Annotated in this window: 22 protein-coding genes; 11 read left to right on the plus strand and 11 right to left on the minus strand. The window is 55.8% G+C overall.

All coding sequences use genetic code 11. The features are described 5' to 3' along the window. The first annotated feature begins 101 nt into the window (after positions 1-101). From acs to speB, 4 genes are all read left to right on the plus strand, one after another. Entirely contained in the window at positions 102-2,057 is a 1,956-nt protein-coding gene (gene acs / locus Mal52_RS01490; RefSeq protein ID WP_145373843.1) for an acetate--CoA ligase, read from the plus strand. Positions 2,058-2,242: 185 nt separating this feature from the next. Further along, entirely contained in the window at positions 2,243-2,761 is a 519-nt protein-coding gene (gene speD / locus Mal52_RS01495; protein ID WP_145373844.1) for an adenosylmethionine decarboxylase, read from the plus strand. Further along, positions 2,758-3,843, plus strand: coding sequence for a deoxyhypusine synthase family protein (locus Mal52_RS01500; protein ID WP_145373845.1), 1,086 nt, complete (start codon positions 2,758-2,760; stop codon positions 3,841-3,843). Before speD ends, Mal52_RS01500 begins: the two co-directional genes overlap by 4 nt. Then, entirely contained in the window at positions 3,840-4,748 is a 909-nt protein-coding gene (gene speB, locus Mal52_RS01505) for an agmatinase (protein ID WP_145373846.1), read from the plus strand. Before Mal52_RS01500 ends, speB begins: the two co-directional genes overlap by 4 nt. A 77-nt stretch (positions 4,749-4,825) precedes the next feature. On the opposite strand, the gene Mal52_RS01510 is transcribed toward speB, so the two are convergent. From Mal52_RS01510 to Mal52_RS01560, 11 genes are all read right to left on the minus strand, one after another. After that, positions 4,826-5,116: a DUF7710 domain-containing protein gene (locus tag Mal52_RS01510; protein WP_197534589.1), complete on the minus strand. Its 291-nt coding sequence runs from the start codon at positions 5,114-5,116 to the stop codon at positions 4,826-4,828. A gap of 201 nt (positions 5,117-5,317) precedes the next feature. Beyond that, the gene (locus tag Mal52_RS01515) at positions 5,318-5,923 is read right to left on the minus strand and encodes a thiamine pyrophosphate-dependent enzyme (protein WP_145373847.1); all 606 of its coding nucleotides are present in this window, start codon (positions 5,921-5,923) and stop codon (positions 5,318-5,320) included. A gap of 8 nt (positions 5,924-5,931) precedes the next feature. After that, positions 5,932-6,831, minus strand: a complete 900-nt coding sequence (locus Mal52_RS01520; RefSeq protein ID WP_197534590.1) for a DUF1559 domain-containing protein — start codon at positions 6,829-6,831, stop codon at positions 5,932-5,934. Between the two features lie 25 nt (positions 6,832-6,856). Next, positions 6,857-7,786, minus strand: a complete 930-nt coding sequence (locus tag Mal52_RS01525) for a DUF1559 domain-containing protein (RefSeq protein ID WP_145373848.1) — start codon at positions 7,784-7,786, stop codon at positions 6,857-6,859. Between the two features lie 14 nt (positions 7,787-7,800). Then, the gene (locus Mal52_RS01530; RefSeq protein ID WP_145373849.1) at positions 7,801-8,253 is read right to left on the minus strand and encodes a hypothetical protein; all 453 of its coding nucleotides are present in this window, start codon (positions 8,251-8,253) and stop codon (positions 7,801-7,803) included. Further along, a complete protein-coding gene (locus Mal52_RS01535; protein WP_145373850.1) occupies positions 8,250-8,786 on the minus strand; it encodes a prepilin-type N-terminal cleavage/methylation domain-containing protein in 537 nt (178 codons plus the stop codon). The genes Mal52_RS01530 and Mal52_RS01535 overlap by 4 nt, the downstream gene beginning before the upstream one ends. Next, positions 8,783-9,226 (minus strand): hypothetical protein, encoded by a 444-nt coding sequence (locus tag Mal52_RS01540; RefSeq protein WP_145373851.1) that lies wholly within the window; start codon positions 9,224-9,226, stop codon positions 8,783-8,785. The genes Mal52_RS01535 and Mal52_RS01540 overlap by 4 nt, the downstream gene beginning before the upstream one ends. Before the next feature lie 15 nt (positions 9,227-9,241). After that, the gene (locus Mal52_RS01545) at positions 9,242-10,321 is read right to left on the minus strand and encodes a type II secretion system F family protein (protein ID WP_145373852.1); all 1,080 of its coding nucleotides are present in this window, start codon (positions 10,319-10,321) and stop codon (positions 9,242-9,244) included. Between the two features lie 55 nt (positions 10,322-10,376). Beyond that, entirely contained in the window at positions 10,377-11,585 is a 1,209-nt protein-coding gene (locus Mal52_RS01550) for a type II secretion system F family protein (RefSeq protein ID WP_145373853.1), read from the minus strand. 17 nt (positions 11,586-11,602) lie between these two features. Further along, complete coding sequence (locus Mal52_RS01555) at positions 11,603-12,682, minus strand: type II secretion system F family protein (RefSeq protein ID WP_145373854.1); 1,080 nt, start codon at positions 12,680-12,682, stop codon at positions 11,603-11,605. A 57-nt stretch (positions 12,683-12,739) separates the two neighbouring features. Continuing rightward, the gene (locus tag Mal52_RS01560; protein ID WP_145373855.1) at positions 12,740-13,936 is read right to left on the minus strand and encodes a GspE/PulE family protein; all 1,197 of its coding nucleotides are present in this window, start codon (positions 13,934-13,936) and stop codon (positions 12,740-12,742) included. A gap of 411 nt (positions 13,937-14,347) precedes the next feature. Here Mal52_RS01560 and Mal52_RS30385 point away from each other — a divergent pair, with 411 nt between their 5' ends. The 7 genes from Mal52_RS30385 (at position 14,348) to Mal52_RS01595 (ending at position 24,866) form a co-directional block, all read left to right on the plus strand. Then, positions 14,348-15,382: a 3-keto-alpha-glucoside-1,2-lyase-like domain-containing protein gene (locus Mal52_RS30385; RefSeq protein ID WP_145373856.1), complete on the plus strand. Its 1,035-nt coding sequence runs from the start codon at positions 14,348-14,350 to the stop codon at positions 15,380-15,382. Positions 15,383-15,455: 73 nt separating this feature from the next. Further along, positions 15,456-17,042 (plus strand): hypothetical protein, encoded by a 1,587-nt coding sequence (locus Mal52_RS01570; protein ID WP_145373857.1) that lies wholly within the window; start codon positions 15,456-15,458, stop codon positions 17,040-17,042. A gap of 165 nt (positions 17,043-17,207) precedes the next feature. Next, complete coding sequence (locus tag Mal52_RS01575; RefSeq protein ID WP_145373858.1) at positions 17,208-17,585, plus strand: BlaI/MecI/CopY family transcriptional regulator; 378 nt, start codon at positions 17,208-17,210, stop codon at positions 17,583-17,585. 38 nt (positions 17,586-17,623) lie between these two features. Next, a complete protein-coding gene (locus Mal52_RS01580; protein ID WP_145373859.1) occupies positions 17,624-19,777 on the plus strand; it encodes a M56 family metallopeptidase in 2,154 nt (717 codons plus the stop codon). 544 nt (positions 19,778-20,321) lie between these two features. Beyond that, positions 20,322-22,211, plus strand: coding sequence for a DNA primase (gene dnaG, locus Mal52_RS01585; protein WP_197534591.1), 1,890 nt, complete (start codon positions 20,322-20,324; stop codon positions 22,209-22,211). Between the two features lie 19 nt (positions 22,212-22,230). After that, positions 22,231-23,877: an RNA polymerase sigma factor RpoD gene (gene rpoD, locus Mal52_RS30325; protein WP_145373861.1), complete on the plus strand. Its 1,647-nt coding sequence runs from the start codon at positions 22,231-22,233 to the stop codon at positions 23,875-23,877. A 281-nt stretch (positions 23,878-24,158) separates the two neighbouring features. Further along, positions 24,159-24,866 carry a zinc ribbon domain-containing protein gene (locus Mal52_RS01595; protein ID WP_145373862.1) on the plus strand — a complete coding sequence of 236 codons (708 nt, stop codon included), beginning with the start codon at positions 24,159-24,161 and terminating at the stop codon, positions 24,864-24,866. Positions 24,867-25,018 lie beyond the last annotated feature (152 nt).

Below are 25,018 nucleotides of genomic sequence, written 5' to 3' on the forward strand. Positions count from 1 at the left end.
AAGAATTTCAGGTCATTGCCAGTGTCTCGTCTCCGGTGCTGTGTTTGTAGCTCCAGCCGGGCGGCGGGTGTCGTATATTTTGAGTGAGAGGAATGAAGTCCATGACGAACCCATCCAGCGACAGCATCGAAAACGTCCTCCATGAAAACCGCAAGTTTCCCCCTTCGGAGTCGTTTTCTGCTGCAGCCCACATAAAAAGCGAAGCCGAATACCAAGAGATGTGGGACCGTGCCAAGGACGATCCCGCCGGTTTTTGGGGCGAAATGGCGGAAAACCTGGATTGGTTCGAAAAGTGGGACAAAGTCCTCGATGGCGATATGCCTGACACCAAATGGTTTACGGGCGGAAAAATCAATGCGGCGTACAATTGCATCGACCGGCATCTGAAGACCTGGCGGAAGAACAAGGCTGCCATCATCTGGGAAGGCGAGCCGGGCGACACCCGCGTACTGACTTATCAAGATTTGCATCGCGAAGTCTGCAAATTCGCCAACGTGCTCAAGCAGTTGGGAGTCGGCCAAGGGGACCGGGTCACGTTATATATGCCGATGATCCCCGAATTGGCAATCGCCATGCTGGCCTGTGCCCGCATCGGAGCGACTCACTCGATTATCTTTGGCGGTTTTAGCGCCGACGCCGTTGCCGATCGCAACAATGACGCACAAGCCAAACTGGTCGTAACGGCCGATGCCGGGTGGCGGCGGGGTAAGCAAGTTCCGCTGAAAGTCGCCGTCGACGAGAGCCTGGAAAAATCGCCGTCGGTCGAAAAAGTTGTGGTTGTGCAGCGCACCGGGGCTGAAGTCACGATGGTCCCCGATCGCGATTACTGGTGGCACGACCTGATGAAAGGGGCCTCCGCCGAATGCGAGGCCACACCGCTCGACTCCGAACACCCGCTGTTCATCCTGTACACCTCGGGCAGCACCGGCAAGCCGAAAGGGGTGCTGCACACCACCGCCGGGTACACGCTGGGAACGATGATGACCAGCAAATGGGTCTTTGATCTCAAGGACGAAGACACCTACTGGTGCACGGCTGATATTGGTTGGGTCACGGGGCATAGTTACATCATCTACGGTCCGTTGGCCAACGGGGCGACGACGATGATGTATGAAGGGGCCCCCAACTGGCCGGATGAAGGCCGGTTTTGGGAGATGGTTGAGAAGCACCGCGTGAATATCTTCTACACCGCTCCGACCGCCATTCGGGCCTTCATTAAATGGGGCGACGATTGGCCCAACAAGTACGACCTGTCGAGCTTGCGGTTGCTGGGGACGGTTGGTGAGCCGATCAATCCTGAGGCTTGGATGTGGTATCACAAGGTCATCGGTCAAGAGGCCTGTCCGATTGTCGATACGTGGTGGCAGACCGAGACGGGTAGCATCATGATGAGCCCGCTGCCGGGTGTGACCGCGACTACCCCAGGCAGTTGCACCAAGCCGCTACCAGGGATTGTCCCGGATATCGTCAGTAAAGACGGCACCAGCCAGCCGGATAATTCGGGCGGACTACTGGTGATGCGTCAGCCTTGGCCGTCGATGCTCCGCACGCTCTACGGCGATCACGACCGCTTCCTGGCGACGTATTTCAACGAGATCCCCGGTTGCTATTTTGCCGGAGACGGGGCGCGGCGCGACGAAGATGGTTACTACTGGATCATGGGCCGTGTTGACGATGTGCTGAACGTTTCCGGCCACCGGTTGAGCACCATGGAAGTCGAAAGCGCATTAGTGTCGCACGACAAGGTGGCTGAAGCCGCCGTCGTCGGATTTCCGCACGACCTGAAGGGGGAAGGCATCTGCTGTTTCGTGACACTCAAAACCGACGATGGCACGGATGAACTCAAGGAAGAGTTGAAACAACATGTCCGGCATTCCATTGGAGCCATCGCCACGCCGGATACGATCCGCTTTACAGCATCCCTTCCTAAGACCCGTAGCGGTAAAATCATGCGGCGCCTGCTACGCGACATCGCCGCCGGTCGCGAACTCGTGGGCGACACGACCACGCTGGAAGACCTGTCGGTGCTGGCAAAATTACGGGAAAGTGAAGAGTAGCCGGCCCCAGGCAGCTATTCCGGCCGATATTCGTGGCCTATAATTCCTCATGGCGCATGATCGACTAACGATTGACCGCTAGAATTCCGAAAAATAGTCGAATTCCTGCTTGATCCAAAGGGAGCAACGCGGTAATAATCCCGCCAAATCGTCTTTGGTCGCATTTCGTGTGTGCCGAAGGCGGTTTGAATTGTTCATTTTTGGAACTGACTTGTCCCGTACCGTATCACGGTATGACCTTCCGGAGGATTTATGAGTTGTACAAAGGCCGACATTTACTTATCGATTGCCAGGGCGTCCCCCGAGACGTTTGTCTGAATGACCAGCTGATTCTGGAATCAATGGCCAAGGCCGCGACGCGCGCCGGAGCCACGGTCATTTCTCAAGTCCGTTATCATTTTGGCCATAATTCCCCGCCCGGTTTTACGGCCATGGTGCTCCTCGATGAAAGCCATTGTTCCGCGCATTGCTATGCCGACCTCGGCTTGATGGCTTTGGATATCTTCACCTGTGGCCGGACCAATCCCAGCGACATTTTGAAGTATATTCTCGAGGATGTTGATTTAGGCCAAGTCACCACAGTGCAAATGCCACGGTTTACTGTGCCGGTGACTCCCGTCACTTCGACAAGCTCCCCCCACCTTGAAGCCCCGTTGAGCGGGATTGCAGATCATGGTGGCTCCTTGGAGTTGATAGAAGAATGACGATCCGCAAACTGCACGATGGTCGTGAAGACGGCCTCTCTCCACTGGAGTCGTTGGACCTCGGCAAAGTGGACTCCTTTGCCGGGCTGTTGCAGGCAATGTCCCAAACCGCCTTTGGCGGTCGAAATTTGGGCGAAGCCTACGGCGTGTTGGGAGAGATGTTCGATGATGCCGACTGCTCGGTCGTGTTGACTCTCTCCGGTGCGATGACGGTTGCCAAGCAAGGATTGATCATCTGTGAAATGATCGATCGCGGGCTGGTGCAAGCCGTGGTAGCCACTGGAGCATTGATCGCACATGGCCTGACGGAGTCCATCGGGTTGGCGCATTACCGGTACCATCCCTCCGACTCGGATGACGACTTGTATGAGGCGGGATACAACCGGATTTACGATACGCTGGAGATGGAATCGAACCTGAACGACGTCGAGAAACTCGTGCGTTCAGTGCTCAAATCGCAATCTCCGCCGGATGGTGTCTGGTCCTCCGCCCGCTTGTGCCGCGCAGTCGGCAGCCGTTTAGCGGAGATGAATCAGGGACGTGGAATCTTGCGCAGTGCTTTCGAGCAAGAAATCCCTGTGTTCATTCCTGCTTTCACCGACAGTGAGATCGGACTGGATGTCGCTACCTGGGCGATGGCCGAATGGATCGCGGGGCAGTCGAAAGCGGCCACTGCGCTCGACTCGGCAGAAGTCCTCTCAGCCGTTCCCTCGTTCAATCCTTTCTTGGACCTGCAAGAATATGCTCGCTTAGCCGGCGGATCTGAGCGGTTGGGGATTTTAACAGTCGGCGGCGGCGTGCCGCGGAATTGGGCGCAGCAAGTGGCGCCCTACTATGAGATTTCCAACGCGCGGCTCGGAACCAAGTGGAAACAGCCGCAATTCCAATACGGTGTCCGCATCTGTCCCGAACCGGTCCATTGGGGCGGGCTGTCGGGCTGTACTTACTCCGAAGGGGTGAGTTGGGGCAAGTTCGTCTCACCGAATGCCGGCGGACGTTTTGCGGAAGTTTACGCCGATGCCACCGTCGCATTGCCGTTGTTGATGAAAGCCATCTTGGAAGATCGCGATAGCCGAGAATGATGTCACCCCGCACCTTTCTGGATCTTCCGGATGCTGGGCCGGATGACGCCGACGTCGTGCTGTTGCCGCTCCCGTTTGAAGGCACCGTGTCTTACGGTCGGGGTACGGCTGGAGGGCCGGAATCGATCCTCGCAGCTTCTTGCCAAGTCGAACTGTGGGATGAAGAACTCGATTTCGATCTGGACAAATTGTCCTATCACTGGGCGGAGCCGGTTGCCCCTCAGGATAGCGAAGACGCCTGCTCCTACCTGGAGAGAGTCTTTACGGCAGCCCAATCGCCGCATCAAACCGGTAAGCTGGTCGTCGGCATTGGGGGCGAACATAGCTTGACTGCTCCCTTGGCGCGTGCTGCGGCCGGAGCGGACGATTTGACCGATGTGACTGTCGTGCAATTCGATGCGCATGCGGATTTACGAGACGAATACGAAGGGGACAAACATTCGCACGCTTGTGTGATGCGGCGGGTGTTGGAACGGGGAGCCTCGGTCGTGGCCATCGGAATTCGCTCGGCCGAACGTGAGGAGATGGAGCATGGTCGCTCTTCAGCACGCTATCGCGCGTTTCTCGCCCAACGGTTGGCAGAAGGCGCCCACGAAGAAGCGGAGCTGCTCTCGCAATTGCGCGGGATCACCGGAGATGTGTATCTGACCTTCGACGTCGATGCCTTGGAGGTGATGTATTCCCCAGCCACCGGAACCCCGCAACCGGGGGGACTCACTTGGTGGCAAACCTTACGCTACTTGCGGGCGCTACTGATGGAGAACCCGCATTGCCGAATCATCGGCTGCGATGTGGTCGAAACCTCCAGCCAACCCGGCACCACCGTCAACGAATTCACCTCAGCCCGTCTGGTGTGCAAAATCTTGGCTTATCTTTGCCAAGGCTCAGGCCGGCGTGAAAGCTGAGATTGTTGTGTAAGAGTAATGAGGAACAGCCGGCGAGAGTATCTGTCTCGGGTGCCACACATAAATGTGCACCGAGGTTAACCCGTTTCGTTGACGCCATCTTCATAGTGATAATGCTCAAGGCCTGCCGACGAAAATCCAGCGATGAACTTCGGCGAACTTTGATACGGTTTTGATGGCTTAAAGATTCCCTTGCGAATCGCCCAATCGTATACCGGAACATTCAACGGATAAGCGGTGAGCGTGCCGGAGAGCTTGGTCTGGGCAATCCATTCTTCGGCTGATTCTCGACTGGAAAACGCCGCACTGGGATTTGGGTTTTTCCCACCCACAAAAATCCAAACGACTTCTTCATTGTCTGCGGTCATCAATCTTCGATCTGACATTAGAACGTGTTTTCAAGTTACGATTTACAACTGCCATCCACTGATCCGGGAGGGCGAAGCTCCTGCTGAGCCGCATTTTGGCATTTGGTGTGGGGAAGTGTTGAGATCTCTATGGCCAAGGCAAGCAAAAGGGTTCATCGCGGCTCGGCAGGAGCCTCGCCCTCCCAGTTTGAAAACACGCTCTTAGGAATTGGTGAGTACCTCACGCAGCGCCACCGCCCGCTCCGCCGGTGGTGCCGGTGAGCGTGGGACCGCTCCACCAGGAACCGGGGCGACTTTGAGGAGTACGAATGTCGGGCCGGTCTCACCCAGTACAGTTGCGATGCTATCGCGCCACGCATTGAGGTCGTCGAATTCGTAGACCGACGTGAAGCCGCATCCCCGTGCCGTTGCGCAGAAGTCGATCGCGTCTCCGCGCTGTCGCGCGTCGGCGCTGGCGGCGGTTTGTTGCATGCCGGTGACTTCGTAGTGGCCGTTTTCGAATACGATCAGTACATAATTCTGCGGGGATTGCGCGGTGACCGTCACCAGACTGCCCAGGTTCATCAGCATGCAGCCATCGCCGTTACAGACGATGACCTGCCGGTCGGGCTGTGCCAGCGCGAGGCCTAATCCAACAGCCGGAGCTTCGCCCATTGCTGAGGGGGCGTAGACAAAATCGAGCGGGTCGCTGCCGAGCTGCATCCATTCCCGCGCCGATCCCATCGTGGTGATCACGATTTGGCCGGTCCGCGCATCGTGAAGAACTTCTAAAGCTGCCGGGAGGGGCATTTGTGGTGGCGGCGTCATGGTTATCGTTAGAACTTATCGGCTGAAGGGAGGTTTCCGTCCGCAGGATTGCCCAGATCCCGCAACAAGGCCGGATCGATCGAGTCGTGAAGAAATCGTACCGAACCGTCCCCAAAAGCGAAATAGCCACCGTCTTCGTGGTAGCTGCCAAACCCGCCGACTGGACCAGTCCGATCCCCCTCTGCAAAGTCCGCGGCCGTAAGTTCCTGATTGAATTGGGAGGTATTTCGCAGCGTGGCTCGCGTTCCCGAAGCCCAACCCAGCAAGCCATGCTGGCCCAGGTCGGCCAGTGCGATGTCCACGTCCGGTTCCGGTAAGCGGACCTCGCCGATGAAAATCGTGTGGGAGGTACCATCGGGAATCATTTCATAGCGCGTGCTGCTATTTAATGTCAGCACGCCCACATTGGTCATGTCGATGGGAGCTTCGCTGTCGTTATAGCAACCGGCATAACTCGATTGGGGGTGGCCGAAACGAATTGGGTTCGGCTCACTGTTACTGGGACAGGCGAATACGGGGATGACGTAATTGAAAATTTGAGCATTGCTTCCAGTATAGATACCCACGGATCGGTCCCAACCATTGCTGACGTTTGTTTGATCCAAAAACGGTAGGAGCTGCACGGTCCAACTGGCATGATACCCTATCGGTTCTTGCAGAATCGGTCTTTGATCATCGACGACGCCGGGCGGGAACACGTGGCGCTGTTCGGCATAGTTGTGCAGTCCCAAGATAATCTGCTTGAGGTTGTTCTGGCATTGTGTGCGGCGAGCTGCTTCACGAGCCTTGAGCATGGCCGGCAGCAGCAGCGCGAGCACGGCAACGATAATCGCAATCACCACGGTCAGCTCGATCACCGTGAAACCGCGGCGCGCCGGCATTTTGAGTCGCCGTATTGGATTCGTCATGCGTCTATTCATCGTTGTGTAACGTTTAATACTGTCCTGCATCGGGCATTTCACCGTCAGAACGATCACCCAGGCGAGCGAATATGGCCGGCGTTATGTTCTCACTCAAAAATTGCACACTGCCGTCGCCGAACAGAAAGAAAGCCCCGCCGGCGTGGAAGCTGCTAAAGCCACTTTCGAGTGGGGATTCGTCTTCCGGATCGAGGGGAGGTTGCGGTTGGCCGGGACCGGCTTGCATCATCATGGCTCGAAACGCACCATTGATGTCTGACGTGGCCCGTAAGGTCGCGTTTGTGCCCGATGCCCAGCAAGTGGGAACGTCCGGATCAACAGGCACACCCATCCTGCCTAAGGCGACGAGGCTGTCCTTCTCGCCCGCAAAAATCGTGTGCGAACTTCCGTCGGTAATTTGTTGATAGCGGATGCTGCTGTTGAGATACAGCACGCCGTTATTGGTGACATCGATCGGCGCTGCCTTGCTGTTGTGGCACCCGGCATAGGAAATGTGCGGTCCGCTTTGAGCAATCGGAGAGGAGGGGCAGATGTACGACGGAATAACTTGCTCTCGCGGCGCCTCGTTTTTGTCGTCGTAGACGCTGACTGAAAAATCCCAGTGGTTATAGATGTTGCCCTCTTCCATGAAGGGCAAAATCAGCAGCGCCCAACTGACATGGTATCCCTGTCTGAGATTTTGAATTGGGCCGGTTGGGTTCACGGTCCCTGGCGGCAGGCATTCGTGGGCGCCATCGTAGTTTTGGAGCGCCAGTCCGATTTGCATCATGTTATTGCGGCACGTTGTTCGCCGCGCGGCTTCGCGCGCCTGTTGGACCGCCGGTAATAATAGGGCGATCAAAATGGCGATGATTGCGATCACCACCAACAATTCAATCAGCGTAAAGCCGCGACGCCGCTGATCACGGTTTGTCAAAAATGGGGGACTCACTTGTTGGCTCATTTGTGTACTCCTGTTTATTCAGCGTCCTGGGTTTCATCCGAGGGGCTGGGGGTCAGAATCATTTCAATCTGTTTCGATTTGCGAATACGCTCGATTTGCCCGGCGGGATAATCCGCTTGGACAGACACGTCGCGTGCTTGAGGGTTTTCTGGAATTGCTGCCACTCTGATCGTGACTGTCCCGCGGTACGGTCCGCCTAAGGTTTCAGCTTCAATGGCCCAAGTTTCGCCCTGATAGTCGGGTTGGGCTGTCAGCAGGGCCTGGGCACGCTCCAATCCCGCTTCGGCCAGCCAGTCGGCTTGCAAGGCGTGTTCGCGATGCCGTGCTTGCTGCGCGCGGGTTAGGGTGATCTTGACCATCGTGCCCAGCATCAAAGTTACTAACACGGTACAGATCATCGCCACGATCAGTGCAGCGCCGCCACGATTGTGCGCGGCCTGTGTCGGCTGGCGTGAAACCGATTTCATGGTGTGGCCTCCTGGAAACGATGGTCCTTGCCAATCACAGCTTCGATCTTGAGCGGGTTGAGAGGCGGGCGTGCGGCGCGCTCCGCGTTGGTGGTCGTGTCGTCGTCGGCAAAATTCCAAGACAAGTCCGCAATTTTTTGTGGACCGCTCTCGTCGATCGCAAAACGGATGCGCACATCGGCAGGTAATTGAAATTGTTCGTGCCGCGGCGGTTGTGTCGCTACGGTTTCTTTGCGGACGAGCAGTCGCCCTTGTTGCGAATACGAAATCTCCGCAGCGTTGGGGTTGGTGATCTGCAGGGCATAATCTGCGCCCGGTTCCCCTTCGATGGTGGCGTTCGACGCGGCATGGATGTCGTCGCGGAACTGCTCAGCTAGGCGGGCATGATTGGTGGCGTGCACCAGCGACTCAGTGGCGACCCGTTCACTGCGCATCAGTGTATGCAGCATGCCGGCGCCGACCATCAATATGATCGAGGACGCGCCGATCACCACGATCATTTCGATCAATGAAATCCCTCGGCGGCGATTCATGGCGTGCCTCCCGCCGGGGCATACACCCAGCTGGTGAGACGAGTCGGCGCGACGAAGACATTTCCGGAATCACGCCAACGCAGCGAAAGTGAAATCTGTTTGCCGGCGACCGGTTCACTGACTGGTTGGACGTCGATGTTCAATTCGGCTTCGTGCAGGTGGGAGGTGGCGGAGTCACTCAATTCTTTGGACTGGAGTTCCTCCTGGTCGATCGATTCATAGGGCTGCGCGGTGATGCGTTCCATGATATTGGCCAGTTCTTCACCCGCCAGTTGCCGGTGGTCGGCATAACGTTGTTGGCGTGATGTGGCGGACAATAACTGCAGATAGACCGTCATCACCACGGCTAGCACGATGCCCGCGACGATCATCTCGACCAGCAGATATCCGCTGCGGCGGCGCTGCCTGTTGAGAGGAGAATCTGTTTTATGGCGATACATAACAGCTGCCTGAGTTTAGTAGGGGGAGGTCTTGGACAATTGATCCATTAAGGCGACCAAGGGCATGAAAAAACAGATGGCATAAGCAGCGACCACCAACCCGAAGCCGAATGCGGCCAATGGTTTGAAAAATTCGGTGAACATACGAATTCGATAAGCTTGCCGGCGTTCATGGTTCGTTGCCACATTGCGCAAGGCCCAACTGAGGTTGCCGACATGCTCGGCGGAGCGCAGCAGTTGCTCTTCCGATTTGGTAATCAGCCGGTGTTTGCGGAGTTGTTGAAAACAATCTTCCGCATGCCGAAGGGCGACTTCGATATGTGCCAGTTTTGTACGAATGATCGCCCGAGGATAAAAATAGGCGGCCAGGGAAACCGCATCGACCATCGGTTTGCCGGAGTCGATGACCAGTGACAAATTCCGTAACAGTTGCGGTGTCTCCAGTCGTGGGAACAAACGCAACATGAACGCCGGGACTTCTAGAAAACGAACCCCGCCGGACAAGCCCCACATGGTGGCGATGATGAGCAGCGGGATGGCTGCGAATAACAGCGGCATGAAGAGATAGAAATAGTTGACGAACACGTTGGACACTTCAATCATCCCGATGGTCGCCTCAGGAAGTTGCATGTCAAAGTCTTCGAAGATTTTGGCGAATTTGGGGACGATCCAATACATCAAAAACCCGGTGAGTGACAACAGGACCGACGCCACCATACCGCAATACAACAGGTACATGATGTTGCTGCCCTGTTCCTCCTGGAATTCGCTGGTCAGATCGTTGGCAGCGCTGCGCAAGGCCGGACCTAAATGGCCGGTTTCGCAACCCACCCGCACAGCGAACGTTGCCCCGAACGGCAACAGACCGGGGATATTCTCAACCGCTTCGGGCAAGGGAATTCCGGCGCGGAGCATGTCAGCCAAATCGCGCAAGCGCTTGCGCTGACCGCCGCGTTCATCATCGGCCAGCGCATCGATCTCGTCGACCAGCGGCATGTTTTTTTCAGCTGCCACCGCCAACATCCACAACAACGACGACTGTCGCGAAGACAGGCCGTTACTGATGCTGGTAATTGAAGACCCTTGTTCCGGCATGTGGCCGATTCCCTAGTCGCACGGCGGGATGTCTCCCGCGCCTTAAAAATACTCGTTAAGCCAAATCGTTCAATAATTTAATCAGCGGCATGAACATCGCTAACACGATAAAGCCGACGCACAATCCCACGCCGATAATAACGAACGGTTCGATGAGCCACCTGAGCAGCGACGCTTGGACGCGCGCCCGCCCTTCGAAGATGTCCCCCGCCGCGTGCAGTGATTCCGGATAGGCATGATGCCGCTCACCCCATTTGACGAATTGGCTGAATACGGCGGGAAATTGCGGCATTGCTGTGGCTGTCCAAGCCAGCGGTTGTCCCGCGGCAACTTCGTTGGCCAGTCGCTGGGACGCGTCCGCTAAATCGGCATCATGCACCCCGCCCCCGGCATACCGCAGTGCTTCGGGCAGGGCCATGCGGCTTTCAATCAACACGGCCAGCAAGTGGCAATATTCCATTAAGGCGGAGTTGCGCAGCACGCCTCCAAAAACGGGGATGCTGCAGATCAGTCTACGCAAACGCGGTCGCCCCAGCAGGAGGCGCGCTATGATCCAAACGGTGACCACGATGACGGTGCCGCCCACCAGTCCCCAGAGACCGAATTTCAACAGGACGCGCGACAGGTTGTCCACCAGTAAGGTCATCCCCGGCAGTTCAACGGCGAAATCGTCGAAGATTTTCGAAAACATCGGCACGATGTACATCATGATGAACAACATCAGCATGGTGACGATGGACAACAAAACGAGGGGGTAGGCCAAGGAAAACTTCACGCGCCGCCGCAAGGTATTGGCCCGCATGGTGTAGGTCAGTGACTGCTGCAAAACTTGGTCCAGGCAGCCTGCTTGCAAGCCGGCCAGGACCAATCCCGATAGGTGCGGCGGAAACCCCGCGATGCGTTGAGAAAAGATCTCTTTCAGCGGGACGCCTTGATCGATGCTGTCAGCGACCTGCTTGAGGCCTCTGCGCAAACGTCGCGAGTGGGCTTCCTGGGACAAGGCTCGCAGCCCCCCGGAGAGCGGTTTGCCGGCGGCGGAGATGTCGGCCAGGTTTTGCGCCACAGCCATGAAATCGGCGTCACCAAGTTCGAGGGCCGTTTCTTGTTGCCTTGGTTTTTCTGCGTCGGCCGCTGCGCTCATGATCACATCGGTGAATCCGAGCGAAGTCAGGTTCTCCAGCGCCACCGATTCATCGGACGCATTCAGGGTGTCCGAGACCGGTTGGCCGGTGGCATCTACAGCGGTATAACGAAACGTCGGCATGGGGTTCTATCAACCGTTTAAGGAGCGGCCAGGTTACGCAGGCTTTCGATCATCGGGGCGAACAGTGCAAACGCATAAATCAATGTGGCGCCGCCACCGATAACGGCGACAGCAATTAACGGCAGCGCCAGTGAAAGGGTCTCTAGTCGCTCCAGGGCGCGTGAGCGATAGACTCCCGCTGCGCGGGTTAATGAATCCGCTAAGGTCCTTTGTTGTTCACCGGTCTGCATCAACCAACGCAAATAAGAGGGATAGGCTTTCGCGGATTCCATCGCCTCGGCGAGTGATTCACCCGATTGCAGTTTCAAGGAGATTTCTTCTGAGGATTGAATCATCCTGCGGTCGCCCGTACTGTCGGCGGCCAAGAGAATTCCTGTATGCAAGGGGACTTCTTGTTCGGTCAACAGGCCCAGCAGGTCGCTGAAGTTGGCCAGTTGCTGATTGCGATGAATGCCGTGTGCCCAAGGGATAAAACGGAACAACGTCATGGAGCGTCCCGTGCGCATCAGCGTTCGCTTTTGAAAAAACAACCAAAAGCCAATGACTCCGATCAACAACACGGGAATCACCGGTCCCCAGACCGACATGGTTTGGGAAAGGTAGAGCAAAATCGACAATCCGATTCCTTGCGGTTCCCGGCCTTGCTCGGCAAATGCCTCGAATCGCGGAATCATCTCAGCCAGCATCACCAGAAACATGGCATAGGCCAACACGAACACGATCAAGGGATAGACGCACGCCAAGGTGACACGGCGATGGACTTCCAACAGCGACTGCGCGTAGCGGGTGACCGCCTCTAAGGCAGCCGGCAATCGACCTGCGCGGAGACCTGCTTCGACGACCGATCGATACAGTTTGGGCAATCGGCTACTTTCCGATTCCATCGCTTGCGACAACGACTCACCTTGGCTCATGTGTGAACCGAGCGCAGCCGCCAGTTGTCCTAAGCTGCCGCGTAGGTCGTGGCTGACTTGCTCCAGCCCCAACTCCAGCGGGACACCGGCGCGTACCAACGCTGCGACCTCGTCGTTCAAAGCAACGAGGTCTTCGAGTTTGATCGCTCGGGGCGATGAATCATTTTCGGATAGCGTATTCACTGGACTTCTATAAAATCTATCAAACCAGGGTGGTTATCGACCTTTGAGAACAGACGATTAGAAACCAAACACACGTCGAACTTCCGCTGGGGAGGTGATTCCTTGGTTCACTGCTTCGCAGGCGCGTGACAGGCTGGTCACCATGCCCGCTGAAATTGCGGTTTGCTCAAGGAACCGAGCATCCCGCCGATTCCGAATGGCCTCGCCGATGGCATCGTCCTCAACAGTGAGCATCTCCGCAACCACGAAACGTCCCCGATAACCGGTCCCTTGGCAATCGCTACAACCGACCGGCATGGTGGCTTGTTCGACAGCAAGTCCCATGCGATCGTCCCGTTCCGCGCTCGGCTGCGCGCATGCGCACAATCGCCGCAGCAAACGTTGTGACAAAATTCCCAGCAACCCGCTTTTTAGCAGAAACGGTTCAATGCCCATGTCGGACAATCGATTGACCGCTTCGGCTGCGCTTCCCGCGTGAAAAGTGGTCACCACAAGATGTCCCGTCAATGAAGCCTGGAATACGGTCTCTGCGACTTCACGGTCGCGTATTTCTCCAACCATGATGACTTCCGGGTCTTGCCGCATGAGCGACCGAAGCCCCACCGTCAAATCAAATCCCGCTGCCTGATTCACTTGCGATTGGGTGACCCCTGGTACAACAACTTCAATCGGGTCCTCCAGACTGACTAGACTTTTGCCGCTGCCGGAATTGTCTACTATTTCTCGCAAACAGGCATAATTTGTTGTGGTTTTTCCACATCCCGCAGGTCCGGTCACCATAAAGACCCCGGTGGTCTGTTGCAATAATCGCCGAATGTCGGTCAGGATGTCCTGGGGTAAGTTCAGTCGGTCCAGCCGATCGTACCGGCCCGCGCCGGCAAAGAGCCGGACCACGCATTTTTCGCCATACAGCGCCGGAAACGTACTCACGCGGGTTTCAAAGTCACCCGCATCACGAATGCGGCCCTCTTGCGGCATCTCGGTTTGGTAGGTGAGCAAGTCCGACAGCACTTTAAGCCGCGCCACAATCCGCGGTGCCAGCCGGGCGGAAAACATTGCCACCGACTGCAGGACACCGTCGAGACGCCACCGCATCTCCATCGCATCTTCGCCGGGCAGTAGGTGCACATCCGTCGCCCCCGCCTCGCTGGCTGCCGACAAAATCACATCGACAAGCTCTGTGACGTATTGCGGGTCCTCTTCGCCACAGCGGGGAAGTCGTTCGCGAAACTGAGTTTCAAGGTTTTGCGGCATGATTGGTCGATTTACAATGCGGAGCCGACGGACATGGGAATTCAGCAACAGGTGACGGCGACCCGCTCAGAAGTCTGTCCCTACCCTCTCTAGATGCTGAATTCTGGCGGATTTGTCTGAAAAATGCACCCAAATCCGGTGGAAACCGACAGGAAAACCGCAGCGGGCGATGGGGCTTGTTTCACAGATAGCGGCGGCTCCTCTTTGTCGAATGCCCGTCGATTGGGGGTGATTTTGGCTGAAAATAGCGGCCCGCTTTGGTACAGTGAATCTTGCCATTCTTGCGTTCGCTTGCAGTGGGACGCGGATGAGTCGAACTGGGTGTGCGATCTCCCGCCCGGTTGATTCCTAGAAATTGTAGTGACCGGATCAAGAAAACTTTATTCCTGACTTGCCTGGAAGGGCTGTTGAATGCATTCGTATCGCTTGGTTGTTGGCCTGATGGCCGTAGCTGGATTTGCTTTGGGAGGCGTCTTCATCACCGGATGTGCTCAGGCGGAAGATAATCCCCCGAAACCCCCTAAGAAAAGTTTCGTACCGCTATACAACGGCAAAGACTTGTCCGGGTGGGAAGTGCTGGACGGAAACATCGAGGCCTGGAAGGCCGATGGCGAATTGCTGAGTTGCGTTGGTGAGGGCGGCGGATGGCTTCGCACCGAAGAAATGTACAGCGACTATGTTTTGAAGCTCGAGTTTCGCGTTCCGCCCAACGGCAATAGTGGGGTCGGCCTGCGGTTTCCTGATGAGGGGAATCCTGCCTTTGCCGGGATGGAAATTCAAATTCTCGATGACGAGGGCGACGAGTACACGGAACTCAAAGATTCGCAGTACAGCGGTAGTATCTACTCCGAAGTCGCCGCCAAACGGGGCGCTCTCAAACCGCCCGGTGAATTCAACAGCTACGAGATCACCTGCAAAGGACCGTTTATCAAAGTGGTGCTCAACGGAAAAACGATCACCGAAGCGAACATCGATGAATACGACAAAGCGTCGGGCGACTACAAGCCGCTCCGCGATCGGCCGCGGATTGGTTATATCGGCTTGCAAAATCACGGCTCGCGGGTCGATTTTCGCAACATCGAAATCAAGGATTTGACGAATTCGATTACCGATCCCGATACGAAAGTGGAAATGGCGTATGTCGACATTGTCGAAGGCGAAGGGGATGCGGTCGGAGAGGGAGATGCTCCCACGATTCATTGCACCGGACGCTTGCTCAATGGCGAAAAGTTTTACAGCAGCCACGACGGTGCAGGACAACCGTTGGCGTTGCCTTTGACTGGTTATATCCCCGGTTGGCAATTGGGCATTCCGGGAATGAAGGCGGGCGGACGACGCAAGTTGATCATTCCCTATCAATTGGCGTACGGATTGCGAGGATTTCCGCCGTCGATTCCTCCCAAGGCCATGTTGGTCTTCGATGTAGAGGTCGTCAAAGTCAAATAATTTCGAGCGGCCCAAGAATTCCGATGGCACAGCCGGCGGCCGAGTCTGTTTTCCTTAAGATGAGAATGTAGTCATGAGTGTTTCCAACGAAAATGCCCCGGAAGTCAATGTTGACGTTCCCTGTCCGAGCTGCGGAGAAATGTCCCGCAAGGGTTCGGTCCGTTGCCGAGAGTGCGGCGCGTTTTTAGACCCGAATACCGAGCGATTAGCCCAAGAGGGTATGGGTAAAGAAGACGTCAATTTGGCCGATTTTGATTTGGCGGATGAGGTGGAGGAAGGGGACGACTTTGAAGTCGCTCCCGGCGTCACAACCTTCGAAGCGACCGAAAGCACATTCGACCTCCGCAGTAATTCCCCCAGCAGCACCGTGGACGAAGATTATTCGCTCACCGATGATCCGTTGGCCGAAGAAGGAGAGGTAGGGGCTGAGGCTGCGGCAGGACCTGCTGGAGATTCTGGAGATGCAGGGGAGAGTGCAGAAGGGACCGATGCAAAAGCCGATCCACTCCCGCCTGGGGGATCGTCGGGAGATGCCTTACTAGATGGCGCGATGGTCGAAGAGTTGGAGGCCTTACGTCGCAGCATGGGCCGCGTGGTCAAAGTGAACGAATTGGTTCCAGGGCAGGGGGTGGTCGTCTATTGCCCCAGTGGGCACCGAATTCATGTTGCCGACAAGTTTCGCGGACGAACCGGTCGTTGCCCGCAATGCCGCGCACCGTTTCTGGTTCCCGGAACCCCTCCCGCCGGTGCACTGGACGACACCGAAGATGATGACGGTTACGAGCTCCTGGAGGATTCGGCAGAACGGATTATTTTCGAAAGCGATAAATACGGTCGCTTCACAACATGGATGCCCAATGTCCGTCTGCACCGCGTGAATATTTCGAAGTTGCGACTCAAGGCGGGCAGCTTGGCCGACGAATCAGAACTCGTCGACATCGGGTTCTCGGACGACGCAATGCTGTTGGTGACTGTCTTTAAAGGCAAGGGGGGTATGACCAACAAGGCCGCCCTGCGCAAAAAACCGGCAATCCGCGAGAAGGTCCGTGATGCTTTGGTCGAGGCGGCCAAGCGACCCGATCCGGGCGAACTCCCCGCACCGTATTCGCAATATATCAGTAAGGGAGACTTCGAAAAAATTTGGATCGCCCAGCCGGCACTTCCGCTGGGGGAATCGCTATTCGCCGATCTGAATCTGTTCGGCGACGGCGTGATTGGCATCCGTCTGCCGGGCGTCGAAGGGAGCGACGAACGGCTGTACATCACCCCCACACTTTCACAGTACCGCCGCTTGGTTCTGATCTTGGCCGAGAAATTCCAAGTGGTGCTTGCATCCGAACCACACGGTATCCCGTTGATGGACCAATCCGTTGACAAAAATTGCACTGTGAACGGCAAGGATTTGAAGATCCTGCAGCACGTCGAGTTTTATAAAACCGATCCCAATATCGAATTGGAACTGATCGGTCGAGAATGCGTCGCCTGCGGCATCGTGATCAGTGAGTCAGCACGCCGCATGGAGAAACTGGGTGGCAAAACCGGTTCGGGAATTGCCAAGGTCAAGTGTCCCGCGTGTGAACAAAAACTGGGCGACAAACCGGTCTACCGTATTAAACCGGCCGATCCAACCGGCCTCGAAGCTGAAGAGCCCGAGTCCTAATCGAGACTGAACGATTTCAGCAACAAACACTCGCGGTCGCCATTCCGGCAACCGCGATTTTTTTTATGCTATGAAACCCGCGATTGACACCTCAGACTATAAGTCTTACACTCGCCTCAGACTTGATGTCTGACAAACGGTCTGACTCATGGAGGAAACCAACCGATGCCTATCCAGCGACGCCATGTCGCCGATGCTGAACTCGCCGTGCTGGAAGTCCTCTGGGACCATAGCCCGCGGACAATTCGTCAATTGACCGATATTCTCTACCCCGGCGGAACCACGTCCGAATACGCCACCGTGCAAAAATTGTTGCAGCGGTTGGAAGACAAAGGCTGCGTCAGTCGCGATCGCAGCCAATCCGCCCACCAATTCTCACCCAGCATTGCTCGCGACGATCTGATCGGCGAACAACTGGAGCAGGTCGCGCAAAAACTGTGCGACGGATCTTTGACGCCGCTGCTGATGCACCTCACCAGCAACGTGCGGCTGAAAAAACGCGAACGCGAGTTGCTCAAAAAAATGATTGACGAAGCCAAGTAGCACGATCCGCAAGCGCCTTTGATGGATGGAGACAACCCATGCTGCAAACCTTGTTCGAAATCGTGCTCGCCAACGCCGTTTTGGCGACTGTGCTGGCAATCGGCGTCGCCTTGTTCGCGCGGCTGTGCCGTCGTCCGGCGATTGCGCATGGGCTGTGGTTGTTGGTGTTTTTGAAATTGATCACGCCGCCGCTTGTGACGGTACCCCTCGAAATCCTACCGGCTCCTCCGGTCATCAGTACCTCTTCGGCTGTTATCCACGCGCCGGTGGAAACCACGGTCGCCGTGCAAGAAGCGCCTATTCCCACGGCAATCGTTGCAACAAACGCTGCACCACAACTTACCGCAGCCCCGCAGCCAGCAGGTTTTCCATGGCGCAATTATCTGGTCGAGGGAATTGTCGGCCTCTGGATCGCCGGGGCGTGCGGCTGGTTGTTGTTATTGGGCATACGGGCCTGGCGCTTCCATCGGATGGCTCGCCGGACCGCGCTCGCGCCAGCGGCATTGCAACAACAAGTACGTCGGTTATCAACTGCGTTCGGCGTGCAGGCGGTGCCGGAGGTCCGCATGATTCACGCGCAGGTCTCGCCGCTGTTATGGCGGATCGGTGGTCGTCCGGTGATCCTTTTGCCGGCTGAACTACTCACACAATTAACGCCCGCCCAGATCGACGGTATTCTCGCGCACGAACTGGCTCACTTACAGCGCCGCGATCATTGGACACGGCGGTTGGTGCTCTGTGTGACCGCTCTGTATTGGTGGCATCCGGTGCTCTGGTGGAGCCGGCGGGGCTTGGAGCAAGCGGCGGAGCAATGTTGCGACGCCGCCGTGGTCGCCCGCTTTCCCGACCACAGCCGCGACTATGCCGCGGCGCTATTACAAACGATCGACTTTCTAACAGGCGCTCGCCCACGGTTGCCAGCGTCGGCAACCACATTCGGGCAAGGCCGTTCACTGAAACGGAGATTTGCAATGATTCTGGACAAAGGAGTGTCCCCACGGTTGTCGTGGAAAATGCGCGGCGTGTTGGCTGCCGTTGGTTTGACGGTGTTGGTGGTTTCGCCGTGGGTGGTGGCGGAGGAGAAGGCGACGCTGGAAAAACCGCACCCTGAACCAAGAGCCGCTGTCGGTGCTTCGGAAGCGGAATTTGAACGAATTTACGCAGGTGGGAACGATGTAAAAACGGATTCTAAAACATTAAATCAATCCGTCTACATGGTTGCCTGTCGCATGTTGGTCCAAGATGAATCCGGCAGGGAGCATGTGATCTTTTCACCGCGGATTATTCTCGCCGAGAATCAAGAAGGGACGATCGCGGTCGGCCCCATCCCTGGACGCACTCCTAAGTCCGATCCCGAAATCTCGCAACTAATCACAATGGGCCGCGCCATGCGGCACGTGAAGGTGCAACAACTCGATGGCGATTTTGTTGCGTTCTTCGCCCGCATCGACGACAAACCCGAAATGAACAAGGGGCTCCTTCCTGATGATGACGGAGTGGTCACACGGGAATTCACGCATGTCTATACCAAGTCACTCAATGTTGTTGAGAAGGTCCGACTCGGCAAGACGTTTTCTGTTCCGTTTTACGATACGGACGACGACAAAAAATCAAAACGCTGTCTCGAATTCACCGTCACACGCATCGAAAAAGCGAAACCCAAATCGCCCGAACCCTCCGTATGGGGTTTCACGATACCGGACGATGCCTCACCGCTCGGACAGGAAATCCGCTCTGCTCTCAGCGTAGTGCTCAAAAAGAAAAAGAGCGTTCCCGCATTCATGGCAACGACAGCCATCAAAAACCTGCGAGTCACCGTCGAACAGGTCGTTGACGAACTGGGTGACGCTAAAAACTATCCATTGGTCGGCCCGGCGCGACTGCGTAAACAGCAAATCGAGTGTACGGCATTTTTCGACATCGAACGGCAATCAAACTGGCCGGTGCCTTTTACGAACGTTGAGAACTGCAAGGAAGTTTTCTATCTCAACTGGGATCAATTGTTTCGGGTTATTGAAAATCCGAGCGACAAAAATTCGCCCGCGAAATCCATCGGCGATGAAACGTCAAGCACAGATGCTGACGCCGGAACGAAAACGCCTGACTCAACAATTCTTCGAGGGGCAGGTGTGGTGAGCGACTCGGGTCTCGTCGGTGAGGTCATTTTCGATGAGCGAGTAAAGACGCCGTAGGCTTTTTTCCGCATCAAAATTTTGCCGGCCCGTGCCCCGAATTGGGGTTGCGGGCTGTTTTTCGTGGCATATGATTTGGATCGCGCTCCGCAACAGATTCGGGCTGGAAACCGCACCGCGTGGACCAGTCACTTTTGGTCAACAGCCGGTCTTTCAAGTGGGGGACTGCAACATCTCAAACCCAATTGCCAGTTTCGTTTCAGGCCGGTCGCGGCTTTCGGGTAATTTGGCCGGATCGGCTGATATTCGCCGGTTGGTGAAGCTAATCCCGTTGTGCCCGGCTTGTGATTTGGAGAATTTCATCAAGGCTTTGACAATTAAAGAGTTGCGCCACTGCCAATCACCGTAACTGGGTCACGATTTTCTTGACGATCGCCATCCAGCAGGTAGACTTCCCTCAGACGAGAGAACGTCTCAACGGCTTCGCGGAGGCGAAAACACGGACGGGCCATCTGCAGCGTCGAATCCTTGGATTTGACACCAAGAATTATCACTATTTCATTTGTCCCAGCCGCATAATACGTCGCTACCGCAGGAGTCGTTGGTGCCCCGCCAGTCTTCCGAAGAATTCAAAGAACTTGTCCGTTCCCGCACGGACATCGTCAGCCTGATCGGTGAAGGCGTTTCGCTTGAGTCGCGTCGCGGCGGGCATGAGTTCGTGGGGTTGTGTCCGTTTCATGACGATCGTAATCCTTCGCTGCGCGTCTATCCGGAGCGGCAATCGTTTAAGTGTTGGTCCTGTAATACAGGCGGCGATTGCTTTGAATTTGTGATGCAAAGCGAACGGGTCGAATTTCGCGAAGCCATTGAGCTGTTGGCCACCCGGGCCAATATCGAAATGCCTCGCACACATCAACGCGGCAGCCAGAGTCAAGACGGAACCAGCAAGAGTCAATTGTTTGAAGTGGTTGCTTGGGCTGAGCAACAATTTCATGAATGTCTGTTGAATAGCCCACAGGCGGCGACAGCGCGTGATTATTTGAATTCGCGCGGTTTCACTGCCGATGTCATCGCCGCTTATCGCTTGGGTTATCATCCCAACGATTGGGAATGGTTGATTCAGCGAGCACGGGGCAAGTTTGGCTTAGATGTTTTGACGGCTGCCAAGCTGGCCGCCCAACGGGATGGCGGACGCGGTTATTATGATTATTTCGTAGATCGGGTGATGTTTCCGATTCGCGACATGCAACGTCGCCCTGTTGCATTTGGAGGACGTATCCTTCCGGGAGAGACGCGTGAAAACGCTCCAAAATATTTTAATAGTTTAGAGAGCATTATCTTCACTAAAAGCCGTCTGCTCTACGGTTTCGATCATGCTCGCGACGCGATTCGCAAGACCGACACGGTGGTTGTCGTGGAAGGGTACACGGATTGCATTACGACACATCAGCACGGCCAGATGAACGTTGTCGGCACATTGGGAACGGCCCTGACCGAAACACACGTGACCAACCTAAAGCGTTTTGCCCGCAAAGTGGTCTTGGTCTACGACGGTGACGATGCCGGCCAAAACGCGGCGGAACGGGCTTTGACGAAGTTTTTGGCCCAAGAGGTGGATCTGAGAATCATGACATTGCCCGCCGGCATGGATCCGGCGGACTTTTTGGCCACCCACGGAGCGGCCGCTTTTGCGAAAGACATCGAACAAGCCCCGGAGGCTTGGCAGCATAAATTCAGAAGAGCAGTGGCTCGTTATGGCGTAGACTCAATTGATGCCAAGGATCGCGTGTTAGACGAAATGCTGGAGGTCCTGGCAACGGTGCCGCACACCGGTGGTGCGGATGCGGGAAAATGGCGGAATCGTGAGGATTTGATTTTAGGGTCGCTGGTCCAACGGTTGGGGCTGAAGGAACATGCGGTCAGACAACGTCTGAGCGATATTCGCCGACGGGCCGCTGACCGGCAACGAAACCACGACGGTCCGGAGGCCATGCAGCACGACGGACCAGCATATGATTCTGTTTCACTGCCGCGGAAATCACTCTCCCGCCGTGACGTATACTTGGAACAAGAATTATTGCAGATTGTCTTGGCCCACCCTGCTGTGGTCGGACGCTTACGGGAAGACTTTGCTTGCGAGGAATTACAGGACCCGCAATTACGAAAACTTTTGGCCTGTTGTTATGGACTTATGGATGCGGGAGAGGAATTGACCTTTCTCCGTGTGATGGCTGAGTTGGAGGACTCCGCCTTGAAAGGAATCGCTGTCTCATTGGATGAGGAAGCCCGCCGAAAAGGAATCGGCGCGGATCTGCTGGAACAAACTTTGGCCTGCCTGCGCGAGCGTCACACGACCGACGCGGTGGAGATGTCCGGCCAAATACGCGAGCAGGTCCAACAGTCGGGTGGCGGACTAAATGATGAAACAGCGGCGATGTTACGCCGGCTTTCTGAATACAACAAGAAACGCGCAGTCAAGAACAAGTTGGCTTGAATATCGCGGAGGACTCTCTGTGCACAGACTCGACGAAAACCTAAAAGTTTTAGTGGAACAAGGGAAGCAGCAAGGTTATTTGACCTTCTCACAGGTCAATGACTACCTTCCCGATGAAGCCGTGAATCCCGAAAAGCTCGACAACTTGTTGATGTCTTTAGAGGAGATCGGGCTGGACATCGTCAACGACGAGCAACCGGCGGTTGCCAATCCGAAGAAGAAACGCGCCCGGGCCACGCGAAGCAAAAAATCGGATGAAGAACAATCGCGGCGGATTGACGATCCGGTACGGATGTATCTGACGCAAATGGGCGAAATCCCGCTGCTCACGCGGCCTGAGGAAATCGCGCTGGCCAAAAAAATTGAGGTCACCCGTCGTCGTTTTCGCCGGCAATTGCTGGAAAGCGATTACGCACTGAAAACCTCGCTCGACATTTTGACCAAGGTCCACCAAGGGCAATTGCCTTTTGACCGGACCATCAAAGTCTCGGTCACCGAAGGTTTGGAAAAGACGCAGATTCTCGGTCGCATGCCGTACAATCTTGCGACGCTTGAGGAATTGCGGCGGAAAACCATCGAGGATTTTGCGATTGCCACCGATGAATCGGCGACGCAGAAAGTTCGCCGTGATGCTGAAGAACGGCTGAAGGTCCGGCGGCGCAAAATGGCGACGCTGATCGAAGAGTTGAGTTTGCGGACGCAGCGGTTGCAACCGTCGCTGAAACGGCTGGAACAAATCTGCCGACGGATGATCGACATCGAAAAGCAGATTTACAGCATCCGCAACCTCAAGACGGCCAAAGACGAACGGGCCAACCTGCAGAAAGAGTTGCAGGATCTGATGAACATGACATTGGAGACGCCCAAAAGTCTGCGGAAGCGGATGCGGAACATTCAAGAGCGGTTCGCCGCTTACGAATTGGCCATGAGGCAGTTGTCGGGCGGGAACTTGCGGTTGGTGGTTTCGATTGCCAAGAAATACCGCAACCGTGGCTTGAGCTTTTTGGATTTGATCCAAGAAGGAAATACCGGCTTGATGCGGGCGGTCGATAAATACGAGTATCGCCGCGGCTACAAGTTTTCGACGTACGCCACTTGGTGGATTCGCCAGGCGATCACCCGCGCCATTGCCGATCAAGCCCGTACGATTCGGATTCCGGTGCATATGATCGAGACGATGTCCAAGCTCCGTAAAGTCAGCAAAACGTTGCTGCAGGAGAACGGCCGCGAACCGACGATTGAGGAAACGGCCGAAGCAGCTGAAATCAGCCTGGAAGAAACGCGTCGCGTGCTGAAAATCTCGCGGCACCCGATCAGTCTGGATCGTCCGGTTGGGGAGAGTGAAGATAGCTATTTCGGCGATTTCATCGAGGACGACGCTGTTGATAATCCAGTCAACGCTGCAACGCAGGAAATGTTGAAAGACAAGATCGACTATGTGCTGCGGACATTGACCTATCGCGAGCGGGAAATCATCAAGCTGCGATACGGCTTAGGAGACGGGTACACCTATACGTTGGAAGAGGTGGGCCGGATCTTCAAGGTCACCCGCGAGCGGGTTCGACAAATCGAAGCCAAGGCGGTTCGCAAACTGCAACATCCGGTGCGTAGTAAACAGTTGAAAGGCTTTTTAGACAGCCTGGCGACGGGAGTCGCTGGGGAATAAACGGTTCAGGGCCGGTCAATTTTGACCGGCCTTTTTTTGTGACGTGCTGAACAGGACCAGTTCCGCTATTATGTGGGGGAAGTCGTTTCCCGGAGAACCCTGGGCTCCTGTGGGGCAAAATTCCTGTGGGGCAAACCTGCACCGGGGCAAAAACGATCGACCCGTTTTGCAACAACTTGTTGTGCATTAGCCATCCGTGATTTTTAGCTTCTCATACAAGCATCACTCATGGCTGAAAATTCAATCCCAGCCGCGACGTTCAACGTCGGAGACCGATTACGATGGCAGCGACCACCCATAGTTTGAGCGAGTTACACCAATTGCATTTGAAGTTGGAGAACGCACAAAGCCAGTTGGATCGGGGGCCCAAGCAGATCCAGGCCCGCCAACGGTTCGTGGAGACAAAAAAAGAAGAAGCTGCGGAGGTGCATGCGAAGTTTCAGAAACTGAAAATGGACGCGGACTCCCGCAGTTTACAACTGAAGACCAACGAAGCCCGCATTGAAAGCTTGCGCGGCAAACTCAACGCGGCGGCTTCCAACAAAGAATTCAACATCATCAAGGAACAAATCGAAGCGGATGAAGTTGCCAACAGCGTGTTGGAAGACGAAATCCTGGAAGCCTTGGAGAAAGTCGATTCCACTTCAACCGAAGTGGGGCAAGCCGAACAGGCGGTCAAGGACGCCGAAGCGGAAACCGCCCGGATTAGCCAGCAAGTCACCGAATCCAAAGCAGGGTTAGAAGCGGAATGCGAACGACTTCAAGCTGCCATCAAAGTTGCTGAAACCAGTATTCCCCCGAAAGTGGGAGAACAATATCGCCGCTTGGTGCAGGCGCACGGCGCCAGTGCGATGGCGGCCGTCACCGATTCGGTCTGCAGCAATTGCTTTGTCGGGATCACGGCCCAAATGTTGGTCCAGCTCAATACCCACCAGGTGATCTTTTGCAAAACCTGCGGCCGGATGCTGTACATCGACGATTCGGCATGATTTTTCTCGCGGATTCTCACAGCATCGCCACATAGGGTGGGTTGGGGGGACGGGGAATCGGAGTGGCCGCCGCGGTGAAAATCGCCTTCCGAAGGATCCGCAATCAGCATAGAATGGCTGTCTAGGAGGGTTTTGTGTCGTTGACTCCCCTC

This window comes from Symmachiella dynata (genome assembly GCF_007747995.1).
GTDB lineage: Bacteria > Planctomycetota > Planctomycetia > Planctomycetales > Planctomycetaceae > Symmachiella > Symmachiella dynata.

Bases quoted from the DNA above. Each gene is read 5' to 3' on its own strand.
- acs (WP_145373843.1), top strand. From the start codon at position 102: ATGACGAACCCATCCAGCGACAGCATCGAAAACGTCCTCCATGAAAAC.
- Mal52_RS01500 (WP_145373845.1), top strand. From the start codon at position 2,758: ATGACGATCCGCAAACTGCACGATGGTCGTGAAGACGGCCTCTCTCCA.
- speB (WP_145373846.1), top strand. From the start codon at position 3,840: ATGATGTCACCCCGCACCTTTCTGGATCTTCCGGATGCTGGGCCGGAT.
- Mal52_RS01510 (WP_197534589.1), bottom strand. From the start codon at position 5,116: ATGACCGCAGACAATGAAGAAGTCGTTTGGATTTTTGTGGGTGGGAAA.
- Mal52_RS01515 (WP_145373847.1), bottom strand. From the start codon at position 5,923: ATGACGCCGCCACCACAAATGCCCCTCCCGGCAGCTTTAGAAGTTCTT.
- Mal52_RS01520 (WP_197534590.1), bottom strand. From the start codon at position 6,831: ATGACGAATCCAATACGGCGACTCAAAATGCCGGCGCGCCGCGGTTTC.
- Mal52_RS01525 (WP_145373848.1), bottom strand. From the start codon at position 7,786: ATGAGCCAACAAGTGAGTCCCCCATTTTTGACAAACCGTGATCAGCGG.
- Mal52_RS01530 (WP_145373849.1), bottom strand. From the start codon at position 8,253: ATGAAATCGGTTTCACGCCAGCCGACACAGGCCGCGCACAATCGTGGC.
- Mal52_RS01535 (WP_145373850.1), bottom strand. From the start codon at position 8,786: ATGAATCGCCGCCGAGGGATTTCATTGATCGAAATGATCGTGGTGATC.
- Mal52_RS01540 (WP_145373851.1), bottom strand. From the start codon at position 9,226: ATGTATCGCCATAAAACAGATTCTCCTCTCAACAGGCAGCGCCGCCGC.
- Mal52_RS01545 (WP_145373852.1), bottom strand. From the start codon at position 10,321: ATGCCGGAACAAGGGTCTTCAATTACCAGCATCAGTAACGGCCTGTCT.
- Mal52_RS01550 (WP_145373853.1), bottom strand. From the start codon at position 11,585: ATGCCGACGTTTCGTTATACCGCTGTAGATGCCACCGGCCAACCGGTC.
- Mal52_RS01560 (WP_145373855.1), bottom strand. From the start codon at position 13,936: ATGCCGCAAAACCTTGAAACTCAGTTTCGCGAACGACTTCCCCGCTGT.
- Mal52_RS30385 (WP_145373856.1), top strand. From the start codon at position 14,348: ATGCATTCGTATCGCTTGGTTGTTGGCCTGATGGCCGTAGCTGGATTT.
- Mal52_RS01570 (WP_145373857.1), top strand. From the start codon at position 15,456: ATGAGTGTTTCCAACGAAAATGCCCCGGAAGTCAATGTTGACGTTCCC.
- Mal52_RS01575 (WP_145373858.1), top strand. From the start codon at position 17,208: ATGCCTATCCAGCGACGCCATGTCGCCGATGCTGAACTCGCCGTGCTG.
- Mal52_RS01580 (WP_145373859.1), top strand. From the start codon at position 17,624: ATGCTGCAAACCTTGTTCGAAATCGTGCTCGCCAACGCCGTTTTGGCG.
- Mal52_RS01595 (WP_145373862.1), top strand. From the start codon at position 24,159: ATGGCAGCGACCACCCATAGTTTGAGCGAGTTACACCAATTGCATTTG.